Source organism: Streptococcus sp. HMSC061E03 (assembly GCF_001813505.1).
GTDB lineage: Bacteria > Bacillota > Bacilli > Lactobacillales > Streptococcaceae > Streptococcus.
Genome location: NZ_KV812784.1, coordinates 1,197,089 through 1,216,508, shown reverse-complemented (window position 1 = coordinate 1,216,508; position 19,420 = coordinate 1,197,089). Strand labels below are relative to the sequence as shown.

Annotated in this window: 18 protein-coding genes; 15 read left to right on the top strand and 3 right to left on the bottom strand. The window is 44.3% G+C overall.

Annotation, left to right across the window (positions count from 1 at the left end; translation table 11 throughout):
- Nucleotide 1: 1 nt before the first annotated feature.
- The 8 genes from recN to metG all read left to right on the top strand — a co-directional run bounded on the left by recN (nucleotide 2) and on the right by metG (nucleotide 8,527).
- Nucleotides 2-1,660, top strand: a complete 1,659-nt coding sequence (recN, locus tag HMPREF2917_RS06125; protein WP_070589590.1) for a DNA repair protein RecN — start codon at nucleotides 2-4, stop codon at nucleotides 1,658-1,660.
- A 20-nt stretch (nucleotides 1,661-1,680) separates the two neighbouring features.
- Nucleotides 1,681-2,409 (top strand): metallophosphoesterase, encoded by a 729-nt coding sequence (locus tag HMPREF2917_RS06120; RefSeq protein WP_070589589.1) that lies wholly within the window; start codon nucleotides 1,681-1,683, stop codon nucleotides 2,407-2,409.
- A gap of 88 nt (nucleotides 2,410-2,497) precedes the next feature.
- The gene (locus HMPREF2917_RS06115; RefSeq protein ID WP_049514252.1) at nucleotides 2,498-3,331 is read left to right on the top strand and encodes a DegV family protein; all 834 of its coding nucleotides are present in this window, start codon (nucleotides 2,498-2,500) and stop codon (nucleotides 3,329-3,331) included.
- Nucleotides 3,332-3,441: 110 nt separating this feature from the next.
- Complete coding sequence (locus HMPREF2917_RS06110; protein WP_003006038.1) at nucleotides 3,442-3,717, top strand: HU family DNA-binding protein; 276 nt, start codon at nucleotides 3,442-3,444, stop codon at nucleotides 3,715-3,717.
- Nucleotides 3,718-4,317: 600 nt separating this feature from the next.
- Nucleotides 4,318-4,668 carry a hypothetical protein gene (locus HMPREF2917_RS06105; RefSeq protein ID WP_070589587.1) on the top strand — a complete coding sequence of 117 codons (351 nt, stop codon included), beginning with the start codon at nucleotides 4,318-4,320 and terminating at the stop codon, nucleotides 4,666-4,668.
- Nucleotides 4,669-4,878: 210 nt separating this feature from the next.
- Nucleotides 4,879-5,325 (top strand): Fur family transcriptional regulator, encoded by a 447-nt coding sequence (locus tag HMPREF2917_RS06100; protein ID WP_083307671.1) that lies wholly within the window; start codon nucleotides 4,879-4,881, stop codon nucleotides 5,323-5,325.
- A gap of 146 nt (nucleotides 5,326-5,471) precedes the next feature.
- Entirely contained in the window at nucleotides 5,472-6,164 is a 693-nt protein-coding gene (locus HMPREF2917_RS06095; protein WP_003012031.1) for a phosphoglycerate mutase, read from the top strand.
- Between the two features lie 371 nt (nucleotides 6,165-6,535).
- Nucleotides 6,536-8,527 (top strand): methionine--tRNA ligase, encoded by a 1,992-nt coding sequence (gene metG / locus HMPREF2917_RS06090; protein WP_070589585.1) that lies wholly within the window; start codon nucleotides 6,536-6,538, stop codon nucleotides 8,525-8,527.
- A 260-nt stretch (nucleotides 8,528-8,787) separates the two neighbouring features.
- Here metG and HMPREF2917_RS06085 read toward each other — a convergent pair whose 3' ends face one another.
- Nucleotides 8,788-8,994 (bottom strand): helix-turn-helix domain-containing protein, encoded by a 207-nt coding sequence (locus tag HMPREF2917_RS06085; RefSeq protein WP_003006064.1) that lies wholly within the window; start codon nucleotides 8,992-8,994, stop codon nucleotides 8,788-8,790.
- 10 nt (nucleotides 8,995-9,004) lie between these two features.
- A complete protein-coding gene (locus HMPREF2917_RS06080) occupies nucleotides 9,005-9,526 on the bottom strand; it encodes a DUF2975 domain-containing protein (protein WP_070589583.1) in 522 nt (173 codons plus the stop codon).
- A gap of 248 nt (nucleotides 9,527-9,774) precedes the next feature.
- On the opposite strand from HMPREF2917_RS06080, the gene HMPREF2917_RS06075 reads away from it, so the two are divergent.
- The 3 genes from HMPREF2917_RS06075 to HMPREF2917_RS06065 all read left to right on the top strand — a co-directional run bounded on the left by HMPREF2917_RS06075 (nucleotide 9,775) and on the right by HMPREF2917_RS06065 (nucleotide 15,598).
- Nucleotides 9,775-11,037: a DUF6287 domain-containing protein gene (locus HMPREF2917_RS06075; protein ID WP_070589581.1), complete on the top strand. Its 1,263-nt coding sequence runs from the start codon at nucleotides 9,775-9,777 to the stop codon at nucleotides 11,035-11,037.
- A 345-nt stretch (nucleotides 11,038-11,382) separates the two neighbouring features.
- Complete coding sequence (locus HMPREF2917_RS06070; RefSeq protein WP_024054879.1) at nucleotides 11,383-12,318, top strand: metal ABC transporter solute-binding protein, Zn/Mn family; 936 nt, start codon at nucleotides 11,383-11,385, stop codon at nucleotides 12,316-12,318.
- 7 nt (nucleotides 12,319-12,325) lie between these two features.
- Nucleotides 12,326-15,598 (top strand): pneumococcal-type histidine triad protein, encoded by a 3,273-nt coding sequence (locus tag HMPREF2917_RS06065; protein ID WP_070589579.1) that lies wholly within the window; start codon nucleotides 12,326-12,328, stop codon nucleotides 15,596-15,598.
- A gap of 88 nt (nucleotides 15,599-15,686) precedes the next feature.
- Here the strand turns inward: HMPREF2917_RS06065 and HMPREF2917_RS06060 are convergent, their stop codons facing one another.
- Nucleotides 15,687-16,871, bottom strand: a complete 1,185-nt coding sequence (locus HMPREF2917_RS06060) for a DUF2974 domain-containing protein (protein ID WP_070589577.1) — start codon at nucleotides 16,869-16,871, stop codon at nucleotides 15,687-15,689.
- 166 nt (nucleotides 16,872-17,037) lie between these two features.
- Between HMPREF2917_RS06060 and HMPREF2917_RS06055 the strand changes: the two genes are divergently transcribed.
- The 4 genes from HMPREF2917_RS06055 to HMPREF2917_RS11710 form a co-directional block, all read left to right on the top strand.
- The gene (locus HMPREF2917_RS06055) at nucleotides 17,038-17,715 is read left to right on the top strand and encodes a response regulator transcription factor (protein ID WP_070589575.1); all 678 of its coding nucleotides are present in this window, start codon (nucleotides 17,038-17,040) and stop codon (nucleotides 17,713-17,715) included.
- On the top strand, nucleotides 17,708-18,682 hold the full coding sequence (locus HMPREF2917_RS06050; RefSeq protein WP_070589573.1) for a sensor histidine kinase: 975 nt from the start codon (nucleotides 17,708-17,710) through the stop codon (nucleotides 18,680-18,682). Before HMPREF2917_RS06055 ends, HMPREF2917_RS06050 begins: the two co-directional genes overlap by 8 nt.
- Before the next feature lie 115 nt (nucleotides 18,683-18,797).
- On the top strand, nucleotides 18,798-18,926 hold the full coding sequence (locus HMPREF2917_RS11715; RefSeq protein ID WP_256324257.1) for a hypothetical protein: 129 nt from the start codon (nucleotides 18,798-18,800) through the stop codon (nucleotides 18,924-18,926).
- 15 nt (nucleotides 18,927-18,941) lie between these two features.
- Nucleotides 18,942-19,420 (top strand): ABC transporter ATP-binding protein (locus tag HMPREF2917_RS11710; protein WP_256324256.1); only part of this gene is annotated, 479 nt, incomplete at its 3' end.

Below are 19,420 nucleotides of genomic sequence, written 5' to 3'. Positions count from 1 at the left end.
TATGCTATTAGAAATTTCGATTAAGAACTTTGCCATTATCGAAGAGATTTCCTTAAATTTTGAAAAGGGAATGACGGTACTGACAGGGGAAACAGGTGCAGGGAAATCCATCATTATCGATGCCATGAACATGATGCTGGGAAGCCGCGCAACGACGGATGTCATTCGACATGGAGCCCCAAAAGCGGAAATCGAAGGTCTCTTTACCGTTGAGAGTAATCGACACCTGACAGCTCTTTTTGAAGAGCAAGGACTAGAGTGGACCGATGAATTGATCATTCGCCGAGAGATCCTGCAAAATGGACGAAGTGTCAGCCGGATCAATGGTCAGATGGTGAATTTATCTGTCTTAAAGGCAGTCGGTCAACATTTGGTGGACATCCATGGCCAGCATGATCAGGAAGAACTTATGCGGCCCCAATTGCATATCGCTATGCTGGATGAATTTGGGGATGCAGCCTTTTTCCAAACCAAAGACGCGTATCGTCAGACCTTTGAAGACTACAAACGCCTGCGCAAACAAGTGGTGGAACTCCAGCGCAACCAGCAGGAAAACAAGGCCCGTATCGAGATGTTGGAGTTTCAAATCGCAGAGATTGAGGCAGCTGCCTTGGAAGTGGATGAGGACGTGCGTCTGGAGCAAGAACGCCAACGCCTGCTCAACCACAAGATGATTGCAGATACCCTAACCAATGCCTATACCATGCTGGATGCAGAAGAATTTTCGAGCCTCTCCAATGTTCGCTCAGCCATGAATGATCTGGAAAGCATTGAAGAATATGATCCCAGCTACAAAGAGCTCTCAAGCCAGTTATCTGAAACCTTCTATGCCCTTGAGGATATTACCAAGCGCTTAGAAGATGTAGTCGATGGTCTGGAGTTTGATGGCAATCGCCTCATGCAGGTGGAATCACGTTTAGATTTGATCCACTCCATCACGCGCAAGTATGGTGGCCAAGTCAAGGATGTCTTAGAATACCTGGCGCAAATCACCAAAGAATATAGCCTCCTCACCGGAAGTGACCTCTCGTCTGAGGACTTGGAAAAAGAACTCAAACGTTTGGAAAAGAGTTTGGTCACCTTGGCTCAAGATTTGAGTGATCAGCGGCATGCTCTGGCCCAAGCCTTGGAAAATGAAATCCAGCAAGAATTGGCAGACCTCTACATGGACAAGGCGCGTTTCCAAGTGCGTTTTAGCAAGGCTAAGTTTAATCGTGAGGGAAATGAAGCCGTCGAATTTTACATTTCGACCAACCCAGGTGAGGACTTTAAACCCCTTGTCAAGGTAGCATCTGGCGGAGAATTGTCACGTTTGATGTTGGCCATTAAGTCGGCTTTTTCTCGAAAAGAAGGAAAAACCAGTATCGTCTTTGACGAGGTGGATACAGGAGTCTCTGGGCGCGTGGCCCAAGCCATCGCAGCGAAAATTCATAAGATTGGTCAAAATGGCCAAGTGCTTGCCATTTCTCACCTGCCTCAAGTCATCGCTGCAGCAGATTATCAATTCTATATTGAGAAAATCAGTGATGAACACTCAACTGTATCTACTGTGCGTTTGCTCAATAGAGAAGAACGAATCGAAGAAATTGCCAAGATGCTGGCAGGAGAGGATTTAACGGAAGCTGCCCGTCAACAAGCAGAGCAACTTCTCAAGCGTTAAGAGAAAGAAGGTTTGAAACAATGTCAACATACTTTGTAGTCGGAGATATTCACGGAAAAGCACAAATGCTAGAAGAGATCATGACAGAGTGGGATGGAAAAGCCCAATTGATCTTTTTAGGGGATTTGATAGATCGAGGCGAAAACAGCAAACGATCGATTGAAATCGTAAAAGACTACGTAGACCATCACGGAGCTGTTTGCCTTTCCGGGAATCACGAGTACATGTTTTTAGCCTGGTTGGACAATCCAGAAGAGCGTTATGACCACTACCGAAGAAATGGTGGCGATACGACCATCAACTCTCTGTTAGGCCGGCCACTCGATGCTCCTGTAGATGGGATTGCGGATGCGCAAGCAGTAGAAAACGCCGTTCCTGACTTGGTGGCTTTCATCCGTAGTTTGCCTTTTGACTACGAGACAGAGACCTATTATTTTGTCCACGCTGGTGTGGATCTAACCCTTGAAAATTGGCGAGAAACCAGTGATTACCAAAAGGTCTGGATCCGAAAACCATTCCATGAAGCGGAGAATCAGACAGGCAAATGGATCGTCTTTGGTCATACACCGGTCTATGGACTGCTCAATGAGCCAGTCGGTACCGAAAATCTTTGGATTTCAGATCAAAAAATGGGTGTCGATGGGGGCGCTGTTTATGGAGGGGTTCTCCATGGGTTGCTCTCGGATGATCAAGGAATTGTCCAAGACCATGTCCTTCACAATACAGGTTTTTCTGCTGCAGATGATTAAGGGAGCCGAACTAGTTATCTTTCACTGCAAAACCTCGTGTTTTTTGATATAATGAAAGCAGAACATTCTAGGAAGAGTATAGGAATATATGGCAAATATTAAAATAGTTACAGACTCATCTATTACAATTGAGCCTGAAGTGGTTGAAGAATATGGCATTACGATTGTGCCGCTTTCTGTTATGGTGGATGGAGTCCTTTATTCTGACAGTGAGTTGGGCCAAGGGGACTTCTTGCGCTTAATGCAGTCTAGCAAAAATCTTCCAAAGACCAGCCAACCACCCGTTGGAGTTTTTGCGGAAATTTATGAAAAGTTAGCAGCAGACGGAGCTCATATCGTTTCGATTCATATGTCTCATGCCTTGTCAGGAACAGTAGAGGCGGCACGTCAAGGAGCAACCTTGTCAGGAGCAGAAGTGACTGTGATTGATAGTGGCTTTACAGACCAAGCCATGAAGTTCCAAGTGGTTGAGGCAGCTAAGTTGGCTAAAGAAGGAGCAGATCTAGACACCGTTTTAGCTCGTATTGAAGAAGTCAAAGAAAAGACAGAGTTGTATATCGGCGTATCTACCTTGGAAAATCTAGTTAAAGGTGGTCGAATTGGCCGTGTTACCGGACTTTTGAGCTCGCTTCTTAACATCCGTGTGGTGATGCAAATGAAGGACCATCAGTTGGAACCAATCGTCAAAGGGCGTGGGAACAAGACCTTTAAGAAATGGTTGGATGAATTGGTAGAGAAACTTTCCCATAATAAGGTGGCTGAGATCGGAATCTCTTATGCAGGAACACCAGAGTGGGCCAATGAAATGAAGGCTCAGTTGCAATCGCTCGTTGAAAAAGCAATCCCTGTTCTCGAAACTGGATCGATTATTCAAACCCATACAGGTGAGAATGCATTTGCAGTTTTGGTGCGCTACGAATAAGCTGAATAAATGTTTGAAAAAACAGGTTTAGTACTTGACCTAAAGGCTTTTTTTAGATATTATAGTACTGTTAAGGCGTAAAGCCTAAAAAAATTTGGAGGATTTGTTAAATGGCTAACAAACAAGATTTGATCGCAAAAGTGGCAGAAGCTACAGAATTGACTAAAAAAGACTCAGCAGCAGCAGTTGACGCTGTATTTGCAGCTGTTTCAGAATACCTTTCAAAAGGTGAAAAAGTTCAATTGATCGGTTTCGGTAACTTCGAAGTTCGTGAACGTGCAGCTCGTAAAGGTCGCAACCCACAAACTGGTAAAGAAATCAAAATCGCAGCTTCTAAAGTTCCAGCATTCAAAGCTGGTAAAGCTCTTAAAGAAGCAGTTAAATAATTGCATTTTGAAAAGCCATCCTAGATTTCTAGGGTGGTTTTTTTGTTGGACAGCTCTATAGGATAAGGGTATAATAGGAAAAAAGAAAGAGAGAGAAAAGAACATGCGATTCATTTTAGGACTCTTTGCCCTGTTGTTTATCCGACCTATTTTGTATCTACTGAAAGGGCTGTGGTTTGTACTGGAGTTCTGTTTTATGATCCTCGTGGTCAAAATGATCCTAGGAACCGTGCGCTGGATGACCAGTTGGACCGGCTGAGAGTAGTGAGAGGGATTTATTAATTTTACGTTGCATAGTAGAATTAAGTTTGATGCTTAATTCTTTTTTTATAAAAAATTTCACTAAATAATAATTAATTTCAAAAAATGCTTTTTTTTTTTTAGTAACCATAGTATAATACTGTGGAGCATGAAAGTAAATTAGGAAAGGGAGCAATTAAGAAAAGTTTATAGTGGTTGTCTGTATTACTATATGTAATTTGGAGAAAGTTCAAATTAATACTTGTATATGTAGGATATTCTGGTAACCATGTAGAACATATAATATCTAATCAATAGAATTTAGTTAGTTCTAAATGTATAAAATAGGAGAAAAGTAAGATGAAAACAAAAACTTTAGCACTTTTTAGCGGAATTGTAGGTTTAGTTGGTGGTATTTTACTATTAGTTGGACCGTTCTTTATTCTTGGTACTGCAGCTGCTACAGCTAGTTCAGATGCAACTGCTGGATCAATTCTTTTATTAAATGCTTTGAAAATTGCAAATCTAGTATTAGGAATTATTGCAATTGTTTATTACAAGGGTGATGAGCGAGTGGGTGTTGCTCCTTCAGAGCTACTGATTGTAGGTGGATCTGTTGCGATTATCCCATTCTTAGGATGGATTGGTGGTATCATCGTATTGATTGGTGGTTCATTATTCCTCGGTTCTCTTAAAAATGAAACTAATTAATTAGTTTCATTTTTAAGATAAAAAGTCGTATTTAGATACGTGAATCAGTGTCCACTGGACATAACCTCGCTTTTCCGTTTTCAGGCTCGTGAAAAAAATGTCCACTGGACATTTTTTTAATTAAAAGCATTCTAAATAGTGATTTATTTTGAAACATGCTATAATAGGGGTAACGAATCGATTAAATCAAATTGGAAAGGGGGGATCATAGTGAACACATTGCATCGTCATGAAGAAGAGCGAGTGGAAGAAGTTTTGCAAAGTTTGCGTGCTAAGGGCATTCGGATTACCTATACTCGCAGAGCAGTTCTTTCCTATTTAGTGGCGAGTCATGAACATCCAAGTGCTGAGAAGATCTATCGCGATTTATTGCCTCAGTTTCCAAGCATGAGTCTAGCAACTGTCTACAACAATATCAAGGTTTTAATTGATGAGGGGGTTGTTTCTGAGATCAAGGTTCGCAATGATACCACGACCTATTTTGATTTCATGGGGCATGACCATTTGAATGTGGTGTGTGAAAAATGTGGCCGTATCGCAGATGTGGACATTGAAGTCCCAGATCTTCGCGAAGAAGCAGCCAGTCAAAGTGGCTACCAGATCACCAAGACCCAAATGACCGTCTATGGTATTTGCTCAGAGTGTCAAAAACAATGATGAAGATATTCCAAGAGAGCCGTCAGGCTCTTTTTTGTGAGAAATTGCACTTTTCTATGGTCGCCACTAGATTTTTTACTGAAAATCTAGTAGAATAAAATAGATAAACGGGGGAAACCTCGGAGAATAAAAAGGAGATCCATCTAATGGTAAAATTGGTTTTTGCTCGCCACGGTGAGTCTGAATGGAACAAAGCTAACCTTTTCACTGGTTGGGCTGATGTTGATTTGTCTGAAAAAGGTACACAACAAGCGATCGACGCTGGTAAATTGATCAAAGAAGCTGGTATCGAATTTGACCAAGCATACACTTCAGTATTGAAACGTGCGATCAAAACTACTAACTTGGCTCTTGAAGCTTCTGACCAATTGTGGGTTCCAGTTGAAAAATCATGGCGTTTGAACGAACGTCACTACGGTGGTTTGACTGGTAAAAACAAAGCAGAAGCTGCTGAACAATTTGGTGATGAACAAGTTCACATCTGGCGTCGTTCTTACGATGTATTGCCTCCTGCAATGGACCGTGATGATGAACACTCAGCACACACTGACCGTCGTTACGCTTCACTTGACGATTCAGTGATTCCAGATGCTGAAAACTTGAAAGTTACTTTGGAACGTGCCCTTCCATTCTGGGAAGATAAAATCGCTCCAGCTCTTAAAGACGGTAAAAACGTATTCGTAGGAGCACACGGTAACTCAATCCGTGCCCTTGTAAAACACATCAAACAATTGTCAGACGACGAAATCATGGATGTGGAAATCCCTAACTTCCCACCATTGGTATTCGAATTTGACGAAAAATTGAACGTTGTAAAAGAATACTATCTTGGAAAATAAAAATATCCAGTGGATATTTTTATCCCGAGCCTAGAAATACCAAAGCGAGGCAATTCTAGCGGGATTCGTTATCAATCATAGAAGAGGCTGGGACAAAAGTCCTAGCCTCTTCTTATTTTTGGATTGTAGAGCAAGACGCAGTGGTTGAGTGGGCTCTAATACGCTGATTTCATCAGCTTATACAGCCCTACTCAACTGTGCGGAGGTGGGACGACGAAATCGAATTCTAACGAATTACCTATTTCTGTCCCACTCTCTTTTTGCTTGTCTTCCTTAGATCCTAGCTGATTTTGGGTTTTCAGGGTCTCATAAAAATGTTATAATAGAGTGTTACTAAATTGGGTTCCATTAGCCCTGAAAGGAAAAGAAACATGACAAAATCATTCTACATCACAACCCCTATCTATTACCCATCTGGTAAATTGCATATTGGTTCAGCATACACAACGATCGCCTGTGACGTCTTGGCGCGTTACAAACGTATGATGAACTACGATGTTTTCTACCTGACTGGTCTTGATGAGCACGGTCAAAAGATCCAGCAGAAAGCAGAAGAAGCTGGGATCACGCCGCAAGCTTATGTAGATGGGATGGCCGTTGGAGTGAAAGAACTCTGGCAATTACTCGATATCTCATATGATAAATTCATCCGTACGACAGACGATTACCATGAAAAAGTGGTGGCCCAGATCTTTGAACGCTTGCTGGCTCAAGACGACATCTACCTTGGTGAATACTCTGGTTGGTATTCAGTCTCTGATGAAGAGTTCTTTACAGAAAGCCAATTGGCTGAGGTCTACCGTGATGAGAATGGCAAGGTCATCGGTGGGGTAGCCCCATCAGGCCACGAAGTAGAATGGGTTTCTGAAGAATCTTATTTCCTTCGTCTCAGCAAATACCAAGACCGCTTGGTTGAGTTTTTCAAATCCCAACCTGATTTCATCACGCCAGATGGCCGTCTCAATGAAATGTTGAAAAACTTCATCGAGCCCGGTTTGGAAGATTTGGCGGTATCTCGTACTACCTTTACCTGGGGAGTCCCAGTTCCATCCAATCCTCGACACGTTGTCTACGTTTGGTTTGATGCTCTGCTTAACTATGTGACGGCTCTTGGTTATGGCCAAGAAGATCATGAAAACTTTGACAAATTCTGGAACGGAACGGTCTTCCACATGGTCGGAAAAGACATCCTTCGTTTCCACTCCATCTACTGGCCAATCCTTCTCATGATGTTGGATATCAAATTGCCAGAACGTTTGATTGGCCATGGTTGGTTTGTCATGAAAGACGGCAAGATGTCTAAGTCTAAAGGGAATGTCATCTACCCAGAAATGTTGGTGGAACGCTTCGGCTTGGATCCGCTTCGTTACTACCTCATGCGTAGTCTTCCAGTTGGTTCAGATGGGACCTTCACACCAGAAGACTACGTGGCCCGCATCAACTATGAATTGGCCAATGACCTTGGAAACCTCCTCAACCGGACGGTCGCCATGATCAATAAATACTTTAGTGGCCAAGTTCCAGCTTATGTGGAAAATGTCACAGCATTTGATGCAGATTTGGCTAAGGTAGTTGAAGAAAACATCGCAGAATATCACAAGCAAATGAACGCGGTTGATTACCCACGCGCTTTGGAAGCCGTATGGAACATCATCTCTCGGACCAACAAGTACATCGATGAGACAGCTCCTTGGGTCCTCGCTAAAGAAGATGGGGACAAGGAACAATTGGCAGCGGTCATGGCTCACTTGGCAGCTAGTCTTCGTGTCGTGGCTCATTTGATCCAACCATTCATGATGAACACCTCAAACGCCATCATGGAACAACTTGGCTTGGGCTTGGACTTCGATCTTGAAAACTTGACCTTAGCAGGCTTCCCTGAAAATGTCACAGTGGTTGCCAAAGGAACTCCAATCTTCCCACGTCTCGACATGGAAGAAGAAATTGCCTACATCCAATCTCAAATGACTGCTGGAAAACCACAAGAAAAAGAATGGATTCCAGAAGAAGTGGAACTCAAGTCTGAAAAAGATGAGATCAAATTTGAAGACTTTGACAAGGTTGAAATCCGTGTAGCAGAAGTCAAAGAAGTGGAACGCGTCGAAGGATCAGACAAATTGCTACGCTTCCGCCTAGATGCAGGAGATGGCGAAGACCGTCAAATCCTCTCTGGTATTGCGAAATTCTATCCAAATGAACAAGAATTAGTCGGTAAGAAACTCCAAATCGTGGCCAACCTCAAACCACGTAAGATGATGAAGAAATATGTCAGCCAAGGTATGATTCTTTCCGCAGAACACGGAGATCAATTAACGGTCCTAACCGTTGATCCATCTGTTCCAAATGGAAGCATTATTGGTTAAACATATGTAAAAAAGCACTCCCGCGGGAGTGCTTTTCTTGTGTCGATATAGTTCCCATCATTGAATTTTATAAGGATGGTATATGAGTCCTATTAGTAATGAATATTAATGGAGACTTCCGCAGTGAGAAAAGAGTCTGAAACGGTATCGTTTCAGACTCTCGGAAGATTTGAGACAGTGGGCTCAAATCTTAGGTATGGAATCCCAGAGGGATTCGCTACCGTCCGTCCTCACCCAAGGAAAGTCTCCGAATATAGTCCCTATTCATCTGGCCTGTATTCTAGGATATCTCCAGGCTGGCAGTCGAGTTCTTTGCAGATGGCTTCAAGAGTAGTGAAGCGGATGGCTTTGGCCTTGCCGGTCTTGAGAATGGAGAGGTTGGCTGTCGTGATGCCGATTTTGTCGGCTAGCTCATTGGATTTCATTTTTCGCTTGGCCAGCATGACATCTAGATTGACGATAATCATGGCACCCTCCTTAAATGGTTAGCTCATTTTCTTCAGCAATCTCAATCCCTCTCTCTAAAATCTTGCCAAGGACCCAGACAATTGGGACAGCAAGAAGAAGTCCTGTGTTAAAGGTAAATTGGAAAGTGAAGGGGAGGAGATAAGCATTTCCACTGGTTTCAAGTGTGCCAGACATAAAGGACAAGACCAAGAGAATCTTCCAAGCTCGGTTGCAAAGATCAATGTTGGAGTGAGAAAAGATCTTTTCTTGGTAGAGATTTTGGAGGAAGCTGCGAATGGTGATGAGAAGGTAAATATAGATAGCGCTTGAGGCTAGTGGGAAGAGCAACTGCCAGAGAGGTTGCGGATGTTTGGGGAAGAGCTGGATGCCATTCGCATCAAAGGACAAGCGACCTGATTGAATGAGATCTTTGAAAAGCCCCATGCGGGAAAGCAGGTGGACGACCAGTGCAGCCACAGTCATAAAGCCACAGAAGTAAATGAAAGCCGTTAAGACTTCAATGACATTTTTTAAGGTTTTTGAGTTTTTCATCGCAAGCCTCCTTGAAGTTTATTTATTTTTCACTTATAGTATACTCCTTATAAAAAATTAGTCAATAAAAAAGTATCGAAAAACGATAAAAAAATAATGATAAACAAAATATTGTTTTTGAAAAACAGGTATTCTCTGCTCAAACTAGTCGGTTTAAGCCGGGGAAACCACTACATAGAGGGGAATTTTACTATACTTTCGATTTAGGGTATACTAGTGTAAAGATCTTATTCCATGGAGGTAGTAAAATGAATCTTAAGTGGAAGAAAAAATACCTGGGGCCGATTTTGGGGCTGGTCGGAGCAGCTGTTCTGATCGGTGGAGTCTATCTCTACTCTAGCTCCAACATCCAACCAGACCATCAAAAGGAATTTAACCAGACCAGTAAGAAGGCCACTAAGCCAAAGGAAAAAGCTATTGACTTGAGTGGTGACTACGTCTCTAATGAACGGGATGAAGCCAAAATCGAGAAAAAAGGCAAGGCTTGGAAGATCGATTACCAAACGTCTGATGGCAAGGTATCTGCTGAATTTAGTACGGATTGGAAGGTCGAAGGGTCTAATAAAGTTTCTACAGGCAAGATGAAAAAGTCCGATGGTAATACAGACTTTACAGTCACTGTTCGTGTCTTCAAATACAAGACAGATAAGAAGCCTTTGATCACGGTCACCATGTCTGATAAAAATCCTGACCACGAGATGGTCTTTGCCAATCGGGAGGATTTTTTCAAATCGACAGATCCAAATGATGTCGTCCTTGATGGCAATCTCTCACCGTTTGAAGGTGCTTATTCCAATGATACCTATGAAAAGGAAATCGCAGATTCCGGTTTTAAACTTTATGGCTATACTCCAGAAGAGTATTACCAAAACAAGACCAATGCCTTTCCAAGTATTGTAAATGGGGAGACTGGCTGGACTTTCTGGAGTGGAGGCACTCGGGCGAGTTACTTGTTCAATAAAGAAAAAGAGCCTAAGAAGCGAAAAGGCTATTATGAAGTTTATTTCACTGGGGCCAATGCGACTGCGATCCAAGGGCAAGAGCAAACCTTGTACTTGATCCCAGCAGGTGTGACAGGTCCTGATGGAGTAGCTTCCCAAGAACGTCGGATTCTCTTTGGGGATGCGGCCTTTCGGGATTATCATCTAGAGTGGTGGAAAGCTTACCCACAACCGAAAAAAGAGAAAGACTTGGATATTGCGGCCATTAACGGAGGCGATTTCTCAAGCTTAGCTGGAACCTGGCGCAATGGCAAGGGAGCTGAAATCGTCATCCAAGCAGACGGAAAAGTCAAGGGCCAAGGCAGCCTCAAGGCTGTTGCGGACTCGGATAAGAAGAGCAAGATCCCTTATGTTGAGATGAAGATGGGTGAGACTGGTGCTGCGATTGGACTTTTGAAAATCGGGTTCCAAAATCCAGATGGAGACCAGTCTGATACCAGCAAGCCACGTCTAGTGGTCACTCAATCTGCAGGCAACTACCCGGCTGATCAATATTTCTACCGTCAATAAAAGAGAGTGGGACAGAAATCGGTCATTCGTTAGAATTCGATTTCGTCGTTCCACCTCCGCACAGTTGAGTAGGCCTGTATAAGCTGATGAAATCAGCGTATTAGAGCCCACTCAACAACTGCGTCTTGCTCGACAATCCAAAAACAATAGAGAGGCTAGGACTTTTGTCCCAGCCTCTTTTTTTACTGTAAGAAAGGCTCGTGGGGTCTAGGAAATTGTTAGTCTCTAGCATTAAAAGGAAAAATATGCAAAAAAGACTTGACAAAGCAAATGATTAGCAGTATTATTAACTAGTTAATTAACTGATTAATAAACTAGTTAACGAAAATGAAAAAGAGGTGAAGGATGAATAGGAGAAGAATGAAGGTTCTGGGACTCTTGTTTCTCGGTTTCTTTCTGCTGACAGCTTGTGGAAGTCAAGGAAATGCAGGCAAGCCCCCTTCTAAAAAAGGTCTTAAAATTGTCACGAGTTTTTATCCTATCTATGCCCTGGTCAAGGAAATCTCTGGCGATCAAAATGACATCTGGATGGTTCAGTCAGGTGCAGGGATCCATGATTATGAACCCTCAACCAAGGAAGTGGCCCAGATCTATGATGCGGATGTATTTGTCTATCATTCTCAGACCCTGGAATCTTGGGCCGGTCGCTTAGATCCCAATCTTCAAGGTTCCAAGTTGCGAGTGATCGAAGGCAGCCAAGGAATGACCCTTGATAAGGTGGCTGGATTAGAGGATGTCGATGCTGGTCAGGGAAAAGAAGCCAAGCACTTGTATGATCCGCATACTTGGTTGGATCCTGTAAAAATCGCAGAGGAAGGAAAGATCATCGCCCAGCGCTTGGGAGAGATTGATCCAAAGAACAAGGAGCTCTATCAGACCAATGCTCAAAAGCTTGAAAAGCGCTGTGAGGAACTGGTAGCCCACTACCAGCCTCTCTTTGACAAGGCCAAGCAAAAGACTTTTGTGACCCAGCATACGGCCTTTTCCTATCTGGCCAAACGCTTTGGTCTCAAGCAGTTAGGGATTGCAGGGATTTCCCCAGAGCAAGAACCGACCGCTCGGCAATTGGCGGAGATCCAGCAGTTTGTCAAAGACTACAAGGTGAAAACGATCTTTGTGGAAAAGCACACGTCATCAAAAGTGGCAGATAGTATTGCCAAGGCAACAGGGGCGCGTGTCAAGGTCTTGGATCCACTGGAAGCTGATCCGAAAAATGATAAGGATCTATTAGAAAATTTAGAAGAAAATATGGCGACTTTAGCCAAGGAATTAGAGGAGTAAATCAAGAATGAAGAAAAAGGGAACGATTGGAATTGTAGCGACCTTGGGGCTAGGGCTTTGTGCCTATGCGCTCAGTCAGCAACCACAAGCTAAGGAAGAGAAAAAGAATCAGATTCAGTATCTACAGGCAGAAAAGAAAGCGTCATCGACTGCCTCCAGCAAAAAGGAAGACAGCATCGAAGCAGTCAATGCCAAGGAAAAGACTCAGGCGGAGCAGATTGTCATCAAAATTACGGATGAAGGCTTTGTCACTTCTCATGGGGATCATTTTCATTACTATAGTGGTAAGGTCCCATTTGATGCCATCTTTAGTGAGGAGTTGATTTTGCGAGATCCAACTTATCAGCTCCAAGAAGCTGATATTGTTAGCAAGGTCAAGGATGGCTATATCATTAAACGCGCTGGGAAATACTATCTCTACTTAAAGGATGCGCAGCATACTGTCAATGTGCGCTCGATCGAAGAGATCGCTCAACAACAAAAAGGAGGCGCTAAAGAAGAAGGGGAAACGGGATCGGTACAGGCGAGCTCCTCGCACAAGGCAGGCAAAACCCGTGACTTCCGTCAACCTAGTCAAGCGCTAAAAGAGGGGAAGACCCTTGAAACGCTGACTGCTAAAAATCATTCAGGAGGAGGCTATCGTACGGACGATGGTTATGTCTTTAGCCCTGGAGATGTCATTTCAGATACAGGGGATGGCTTCATTGTGCCCCATGGTGGACATTACCATTATATTCCAAAGAGTGCCTTATCTGCTGGCGAGTTAGCAGCAGCCCTCTCTGTCCTAGGCGGTCAAAGTGGCCACCAGGCTGGAAGCTCGTACTTAGCTAGCCCAAGTGTAGAAGCAGGTAAGAATCAAGGGACTCCAGATCAAGCCTCTCCAAGCTTAGGAAAACAAGCTAGCAACCAGGTGTCACCAAGTCCAACCAATTCCCATGTGACACCAACGACTTCTAAACCGTCTACATCGAAACCGAGTCCAAACCTGAGCAATCTGATGGAAGAATTGCAAAAAACACCTCTGTCTTCTCGTCATGTGGAGTCTGATGGTTCTGTCTTTGATCCAAGTAAGATCACCAAGTGGACCGATCAAGGAATTGTCTACCCTCACGGGGATCATTTCCACTTTATCCCATACAGCTCCCTATCTCCTTTAGAACGTGAGCTGGCACGGCAATTCCAACTGCTTCGGGCCCAAGGTGCTACTACACCTGCTGAAATAAGTCCAAACCGGCCTTCAAGTCCAAGTACAAAACCAATTGACCATGAGCACGAGCATGAACATGGGGATAGTCACGAGCATGAACATGGGGACAGTCATGATCACGAGCACGAAGAGGAGCACGATCATGGTTTCCATGCAGACATGGTCATCAGTAAGGACGAGGACGGTTACATGGTCGCTCATGGCAACCACGCTCATTATTTCTATAAAAAGGACCTCTCTCCTCAAGAGATTGCAGCAGCAGAGGCAACTCTGGCAGGTAAGAAAGAAGAGGACAAGGGACAGCCACTGACAGATGATGTTGCCAGCTATTCTCGCGATGCCTCAGATGAGGAAAAGATCCAATACATCAGCAAGACCTACGGCGTCCCTCGTGAGGCCATTAAGATTTCCAATGGTTTCTTTGTCTTTAACAATCCAGACCAAGAATACGATCCGACCCACATCCACCCTTATGCCGTTCGTAAGGAACATGTCCGGATCCCACTTGAGACTGGTAATCCTGAACTAGACTTTATCAATGAACTCTATGCAACAGCCCTTCGCTCGGGGATTTCTCCTTATAGCCTCCAGATTGAAAATGGTCAGTTTGTCATCCCACATGGCGATCACAACCACTATATCAAGGTACGTTCAGCGGGACTAGCAGACTACTTAGCCCATCGCCTTCCTACCATCCAATCGCCTTACAAAAAAGGAGACTTGGATAAAAAAGCAGTAGAGGACAGGGTCAACCAACTTTTAGCAGAAAGCCGGACTCTTTACGCTTCTGATCCATTGCAACAACGACGGATTGAGCTCATCTTGGGCCACTTCTTGGAAAATGTCAAGAGTTTCCCAAGCAATTCAACAGAGGGCTATCTTGCCAGTCTTAAGCAGGTTGATGAACAGTACATCCATGCGACTCAAGCGATCAAACCAAAAGAAGAGACAGCCCTCGATCGTCGATACCAGGAATTGCTGGAACAAGTGCGCTTGCTAGACACAGAAGCTTTCCAACTGAAGAAGGAAGGGTTGGTCTCACAATTGCAGGAAGCCTATGCTGCCAAGGATAGCATGCGTTTAGAGCAGGAAGGGAAGCTATTAGAAGCTGTTCAGGAGATGCAAGATCGGACGGGTGTGACATCGGTCGACTATCTCAAGTACTTCTACCAAAGCTTGAGCGACGCGCGCTTGACACCAGAACTGCGCACCAAGGCAGCAGATCTATCTTTGAAACTCTATCGATCCCAAGCCTTTGAAGAAGCCTGGGATGCTAAGGCTCACTTTATGGAACTCTACCAAACCAAGCAAGCAATTGACCAGCTCTTCTCTCAAGAAAAAGGCCAAACCTATCCTGTTGAAAAAACAGTTTTGGATCAAAAAGGAAGTCAGTCCCCATCTTATAACTTAGCGGTCTATGATTTCCTCAAGGGCTTATATGGAGAGTTGGACAAGGCGACAGAATCCCGTCAACGAACCAGCATCCTGACAGCCCTCTCAGAGCAAATCCAGTCGCTCTTGCCACAAGTCGAAGACCAGGCCAAACGAACTGCCTTTGAAGCAAGTTTGGCTCAGCTTGGAAATGAGACGGATCCAGACAAGGCTATTGCAAGTGGACAAGCTCTGTTACGCGAAATCAGTGACACCATTGAAAAGCAAAAACAAAAGCAAACAGAAGAGCCTCAGATTGGGGATGTCGCCCTTTATCAACAGCTCTATAACCAATTGATGGCGCTTCACCAACAATTGCAGGAAAAGGGTGCTAGTGATGCTGTATTTGATCGCTTAGAAGCTCTCTTTGACCAATTGGCTAATCCTAAGAGTGACAAGGCAGCCTTACTACAGGCTATCCAAGCCTTTCAGGCAGAGTTAGCAGCGGTGCCATCTGCAACCGAAGTGACCAAACCAGCTACCACAACTGAAACGCCTGTCACTGCAGAGACTCCGGTGGAAACAGGAACAGCAGCTTCAGCAGGGAACAACACTGCCACAACTGAGACAGAAACAGAGCCTGCAAGCCCAGCTTCCATAGAAGAAGGCACGCCAGATGCTCCATCTTCTCAGGACCAATAGAAAATAGAAAATCATCTGAAATGTCTTTCAGATGATTTTTGTGTTCTAGTGAATAGAAGAGGTGGTCTCTTTTTTCAGTTGTTGAGTCTCATTCTTTGTTCTCAAGGAGCAGAGGTGAGGAGGACAAGAGTGATTTTTTTCGCTTGAAAAATGCAGTCATTTGAACCAGAATACGGGGAACCGTCTGCCATTTTTTCCAAGCTTGGACACGGGTATCGAGGAGTTGCTTGGCTAGACGTTCCAGCATTTCCCTTTCTGTAGGATCTAGGTCTTGAGCATTTTGAAAGATCTCTTTGATCTTGGAGAAATTTTTCAAGTTCCTCAAATCATTGATTGAAGTAATGCCTGCATCTAAGAAGAGGCCGAAGAAGGTATCAAAGAACTTCTTGCGCTCATCCGCCGATGTTTCGCGAACCCACTGCTTCAAGGTCTCGTCGGTCTGCTGGCTATCGGGACTGGTTTGATCCAGGGTCACAAATTTATCTTTCTCAATCATCCAAGTAAAAGCGTCATGCTGGACAAAGCCACCAAAAGCTCGGCTTTTTACGATTGTAGCAGGCTCAGGGACTTCTAGCATCATGCCGACGATGGAACCTTGAGGAACAAAGCGAAGAATGTTTGGGGACGTCCGCTGGTAGCCTTCGGTCTCGATAATGGCCCTGTTGAGGCCAGGAGCATCGTAGCTGTAGATGGCATCGACCCGTTCAAACAGATGATTTGGAAGGTGAGAGCAGGCATAGGTTGCGAGATTGCCCCCTTTGGAGTGACCGGCTACTAAGAAGCGCCCTTTAGGAAATTCCTTCATGACGTTTTGCAGGTAGCTGGCTGCACGCCTCTGAGATGGGACATGGTCCATATAGGTCATGTGGAAGTCTTCCTTCCAGCCGATCAAGGTGTCATCCGTCCCTCTGAAGACAACTAAATAAACATCCATGGTAAGACGATAGGTCATAGCCGCAAACTGCTTCTGAACATCGGGGTCATATTCGTTGACATAGTTAAGGAGTTTGATGTTTTTAAAACGCTTTGAACTAGCTAAGTCATCGACTAATTGCAGGTGTTGGTCTGTCACGATGAAATCGGTGGTTCGATCGACTAGCTCTGCTGCATCAGATAAGCGGACTTCAATATTGGTCGTATCCCCTTGGGGTACGATCCGATCAAAAGGAAGATAGGTCAGCTCTGTCAGTGCCAGGACATCCAGTTCCTTGAAGGGACGGTCGTATATGGAATCGTAGGTCACTTCTTTTAGGTAATCAAAAATAGTTGACATCTGTGCCTCCCGTGTCTTATTTCTTTTAGTATAGCACAAAAATGGATGGAGAAAAAGCGCCCTCCATCAAGAAAGGAGGAGTGAGATCTTCTTTCCCTCTGAAACAGCCTTTTTCTCTGCTGCTTAATCTGTTATAATAGGAAGAAAAAAAGAAGGAAAGAAAGCCATGCATAAAATTCTCTTAGTAGAAGACGATGAAATTATCCGCCAACAAGTCAAACAATTATTGGAACAATGGGGCTATGAAGTGGTCACAGTAGAGGACTTTATGGATGTCCTCGGGATCTTTGTCGAAAGTGATCCCCACTTGATCCTCATGGATATTGGCCTGCCTCTCTACAATGGTTACCACTGGTGCCAGGAGATTCGTAAGGTTTCAAAGGTTCCGATCATGTTTCTTTCTTCACGGGATCAAGCCATGGATATTGTCATGGCCATCAATATGGGTGGAGACGACTTTGTCACCAAGCCCTTTGACCAAAATGTCCTCCTGGCCAAGGTTCAAGGACTCTTGCGCCGTTCCTACGAATTTGGGACAGATCAAAATCTGCTGGAGTACCGGGGAGCCATCCTCAATCTCAAGTCCACGGACTTGGTGTATGAAGGGGAAGTTATCAAGTTGACCAAGAATGAATTTCAGATTCTGCGCGTCCTGTTTGAGCATGCGGGCAGTATCGTGGCGCGCGATGACATGATGAAGGAGCTCTGGAATAGCGACTTCTTTATTGATGACAATACCTTGTCTGTCAATGTGGCCCGCCTTCGCAAGAAGTTAGAAGAGGCTGGCTTGTCAAACTTCATCGAAACCAAGAAAGGCATCGGTTACGGGTTGACCCATGAATAAATTTGGAAATATTGTTTGGCAGTATGTGGTTTCCCGCAGGCGCCTGCTCTATCTATTGGTCATCTTTTTGATCGTCGATTTGGTCTTTGCCTATCTCTTTCCAGAGACGGGGAATGTGTTCCTCTATGCGACTCTAGTACTAGGCTTTTTTAGCCTCTGTGTCTTGGTCTGGGATTTCGTCATAACCTTTCAAGACTATCGCAAAGCTGCGTTTTATGAGGAAATAGAGGCTGCTTCGCCCTTGGAACATCTCCTTTATGAAAAATATACAGAAGAACAGCAGGCGCGCCTGGAGCAAGGCAAAGTAGCCCAGGCCAAGTTCAATGACCTGATGGATTACTACACCCTCTGGGTTCACCAGATTAAGACGCCCATCGCAGCTAGCCAGCTCTTGGTCCAAGATGTCGAGACACCTATTATCAAGCAACAGATGGAGCAGGAGCTCTTTAAGATTGACTCCTATGCCAATCTGGTTCTGCAGTACCTGCGACTGGAGAGTTTCCATGACGATCTGGTCTTAAAGCGCGTGTCGCTAGAGGACTTGATCAAAGAAGTGGTCCGCAAATATGCCCTCTTTTTTATCCAAAAGAACTTGACAGTGAACCTGCATGATTTGGATGTCGCCGTCATTACCGATCGCAAGTGGCTTTTGGTCATCATCGAGCAGCTCTTGTCCAATAGCCTCAAGTACACCAGTACAGGTGGAATAGAGATCTATTTCAAAGACCAAACTCTCTATATAAAAGACAGCGGGATTGGAATCAAAAATAGCGATGTCCTCCGCGTCTTTGAGCGGGGCTTCTCCGGTTACAATGGCCACATGACCCAGCAATCCTCAGGGCTGGGGCTCTATCTGTCTAAGAAAATTGCAGAGCAATTGGGCCACAAGATCACCCTCCACTCAGAGGTTGGCCAAGGCACGACCGTTGCCATTCACTTTGAAGAAAAGAAGTTGGTCATGGATTAGTTTTTCCCCATCTTACAAAAATGTAAGAAATAAACGTCAAAATGAAAGGTTAGGTTATGGTAGCCGCCTTTTATTTTTTATACAATAGTCTCATCAAATGAAGGAGGTCAAGAAAATGAAACTCTTGAAATGGATGAAACAACTCAAAAAGACTGAGAAACCAAATGAGCAAACCGATCTGGAAAAGGCGGAATTTGGTCGCCAAGTCCTACAACAAACCCAAGAATTTTTCTTGATCTACTAGTAAAAGGAGAAAAGTATGTCATTGTTAGACGTTCAACACATCAAAAAAATCTACAAAACCCGCTTTCAAGGCACGCAAGTCGAAGCCCTAAAGGACATTCATTTTACCGTGGAAAAAGGGGAGTATGTCGCCATCATGGGGGAATCAGGATCCGGGAAATCAACCCTCCTCAATATCCTAGCCATGCTGGACCAGCCAACCGAAGGACGGGTCTACCTCAATGGCACGGACACCTCAACCATCAAGAACAAAGACGCGTCCAGCTTCCGCCGGGAAAAACTTGGCTTTGTCTTTCAAGACTTCAATCTGCTTGATACCTTGTCTGTCAAGGACAATATCCTTCTCCCTCTAGTCCTTTCTCGCAGACCAGTCAAGGAAATGATGAGCAAGGTGGAGAGCGTCAGTCGGGAGTTGGGCATTCACCAACTGCTTGAAAAATATCCCTACGAAATCTCTGGTGGGCAAAAACAACGGGTAGCCGTAGCACGGGCCAT

Excerpts from the sequence above, each read along its gene's own strand:
- recN (WP_070589590.1), top strand. The coding sequence starts at position 2 with ATGCTATTAGAAATTTCGATTAAGAACTTTGCCATTATCGAAGAGATT.
- HMPREF2917_RS06120 (WP_070589589.1), top strand. The coding sequence starts at position 1,681 with ATGTCAACATACTTTGTAGTCGGAGATATTCACGGAAAAGCACAAATG.
- HMPREF2917_RS06115 (WP_049514252.1), top strand. The coding sequence starts at position 2,498 with ATGGCAAATATTAAAATAGTTACAGACTCATCTATTACAATTGAGCCT.
- HMPREF2917_RS06110 (WP_003006038.1), top strand. The coding sequence starts at position 3,442 with ATGGCTAACAAACAAGATTTGATCGCAAAAGTGGCAGAAGCTACAGAA.
- HMPREF2917_RS06105 (WP_070589587.1), top strand. The coding sequence starts at position 4,318 with ATGAAAACAAAAACTTTAGCACTTTTTAGCGGAATTGTAGGTTTAGTT.
- HMPREF2917_RS06095 (WP_003012031.1), top strand. The coding sequence starts at position 5,472 with ATGGTAAAATTGGTTTTTGCTCGCCACGGTGAGTCTGAATGGAACAAA.
- metG (WP_070589585.1), top strand. The coding sequence starts at position 6,536 with ATGACAAAATCATTCTACATCACAACCCCTATCTATTACCCATCTGGT.
- HMPREF2917_RS06085 (WP_003006064.1), bottom strand. The coding sequence starts at position 8,994 with ATGATTATCGTCAATCTAGATGTCATGCTGGCCAAGCGAAAAATGAAA.
- HMPREF2917_RS06080 (WP_070589583.1), bottom strand. The coding sequence starts at position 9,526 with ATGAAAAACTCAAAAACCTTAAAAAATGTCATTGAAGTCTTAACGGCT.
- HMPREF2917_RS06075 (WP_070589581.1), top strand. The coding sequence starts at position 9,775 with ATGAATCTTAAGTGGAAGAAAAAATACCTGGGGCCGATTTTGGGGCTG.
- HMPREF2917_RS06070 (WP_024054879.1), top strand. The coding sequence starts at position 11,383 with ATGAATAGGAGAAGAATGAAGGTTCTGGGACTCTTGTTTCTCGGTTTC.
- HMPREF2917_RS06065 (WP_070589579.1), top strand. The coding sequence starts at position 12,326 with ATGAAGAAAAAGGGAACGATTGGAATTGTAGCGACCTTGGGGCTAGGG.
- HMPREF2917_RS06060 (WP_070589577.1), bottom strand. The coding sequence starts at position 16,871 with ATGTCAACTATTTTTGATTACCTAAAAGAAGTGACCTACGATTCCATA.
- HMPREF2917_RS06055 (WP_070589575.1), top strand. The coding sequence starts at position 17,038 with ATGCATAAAATTCTCTTAGTAGAAGACGATGAAATTATCCGCCAACAA.
- HMPREF2917_RS06050 (WP_070589573.1), top strand. The coding sequence starts at position 17,708 with ATGAATAAATTTGGAAATATTGTTTGGCAGTATGTGGTTTCCCGCAGG.
- HMPREF2917_RS11715 (WP_256324257.1), top strand. The coding sequence starts at position 18,798 with ATGAAACTCTTGAAATGGATGAAACAACTCAAAAAGACTGAGAAACCA.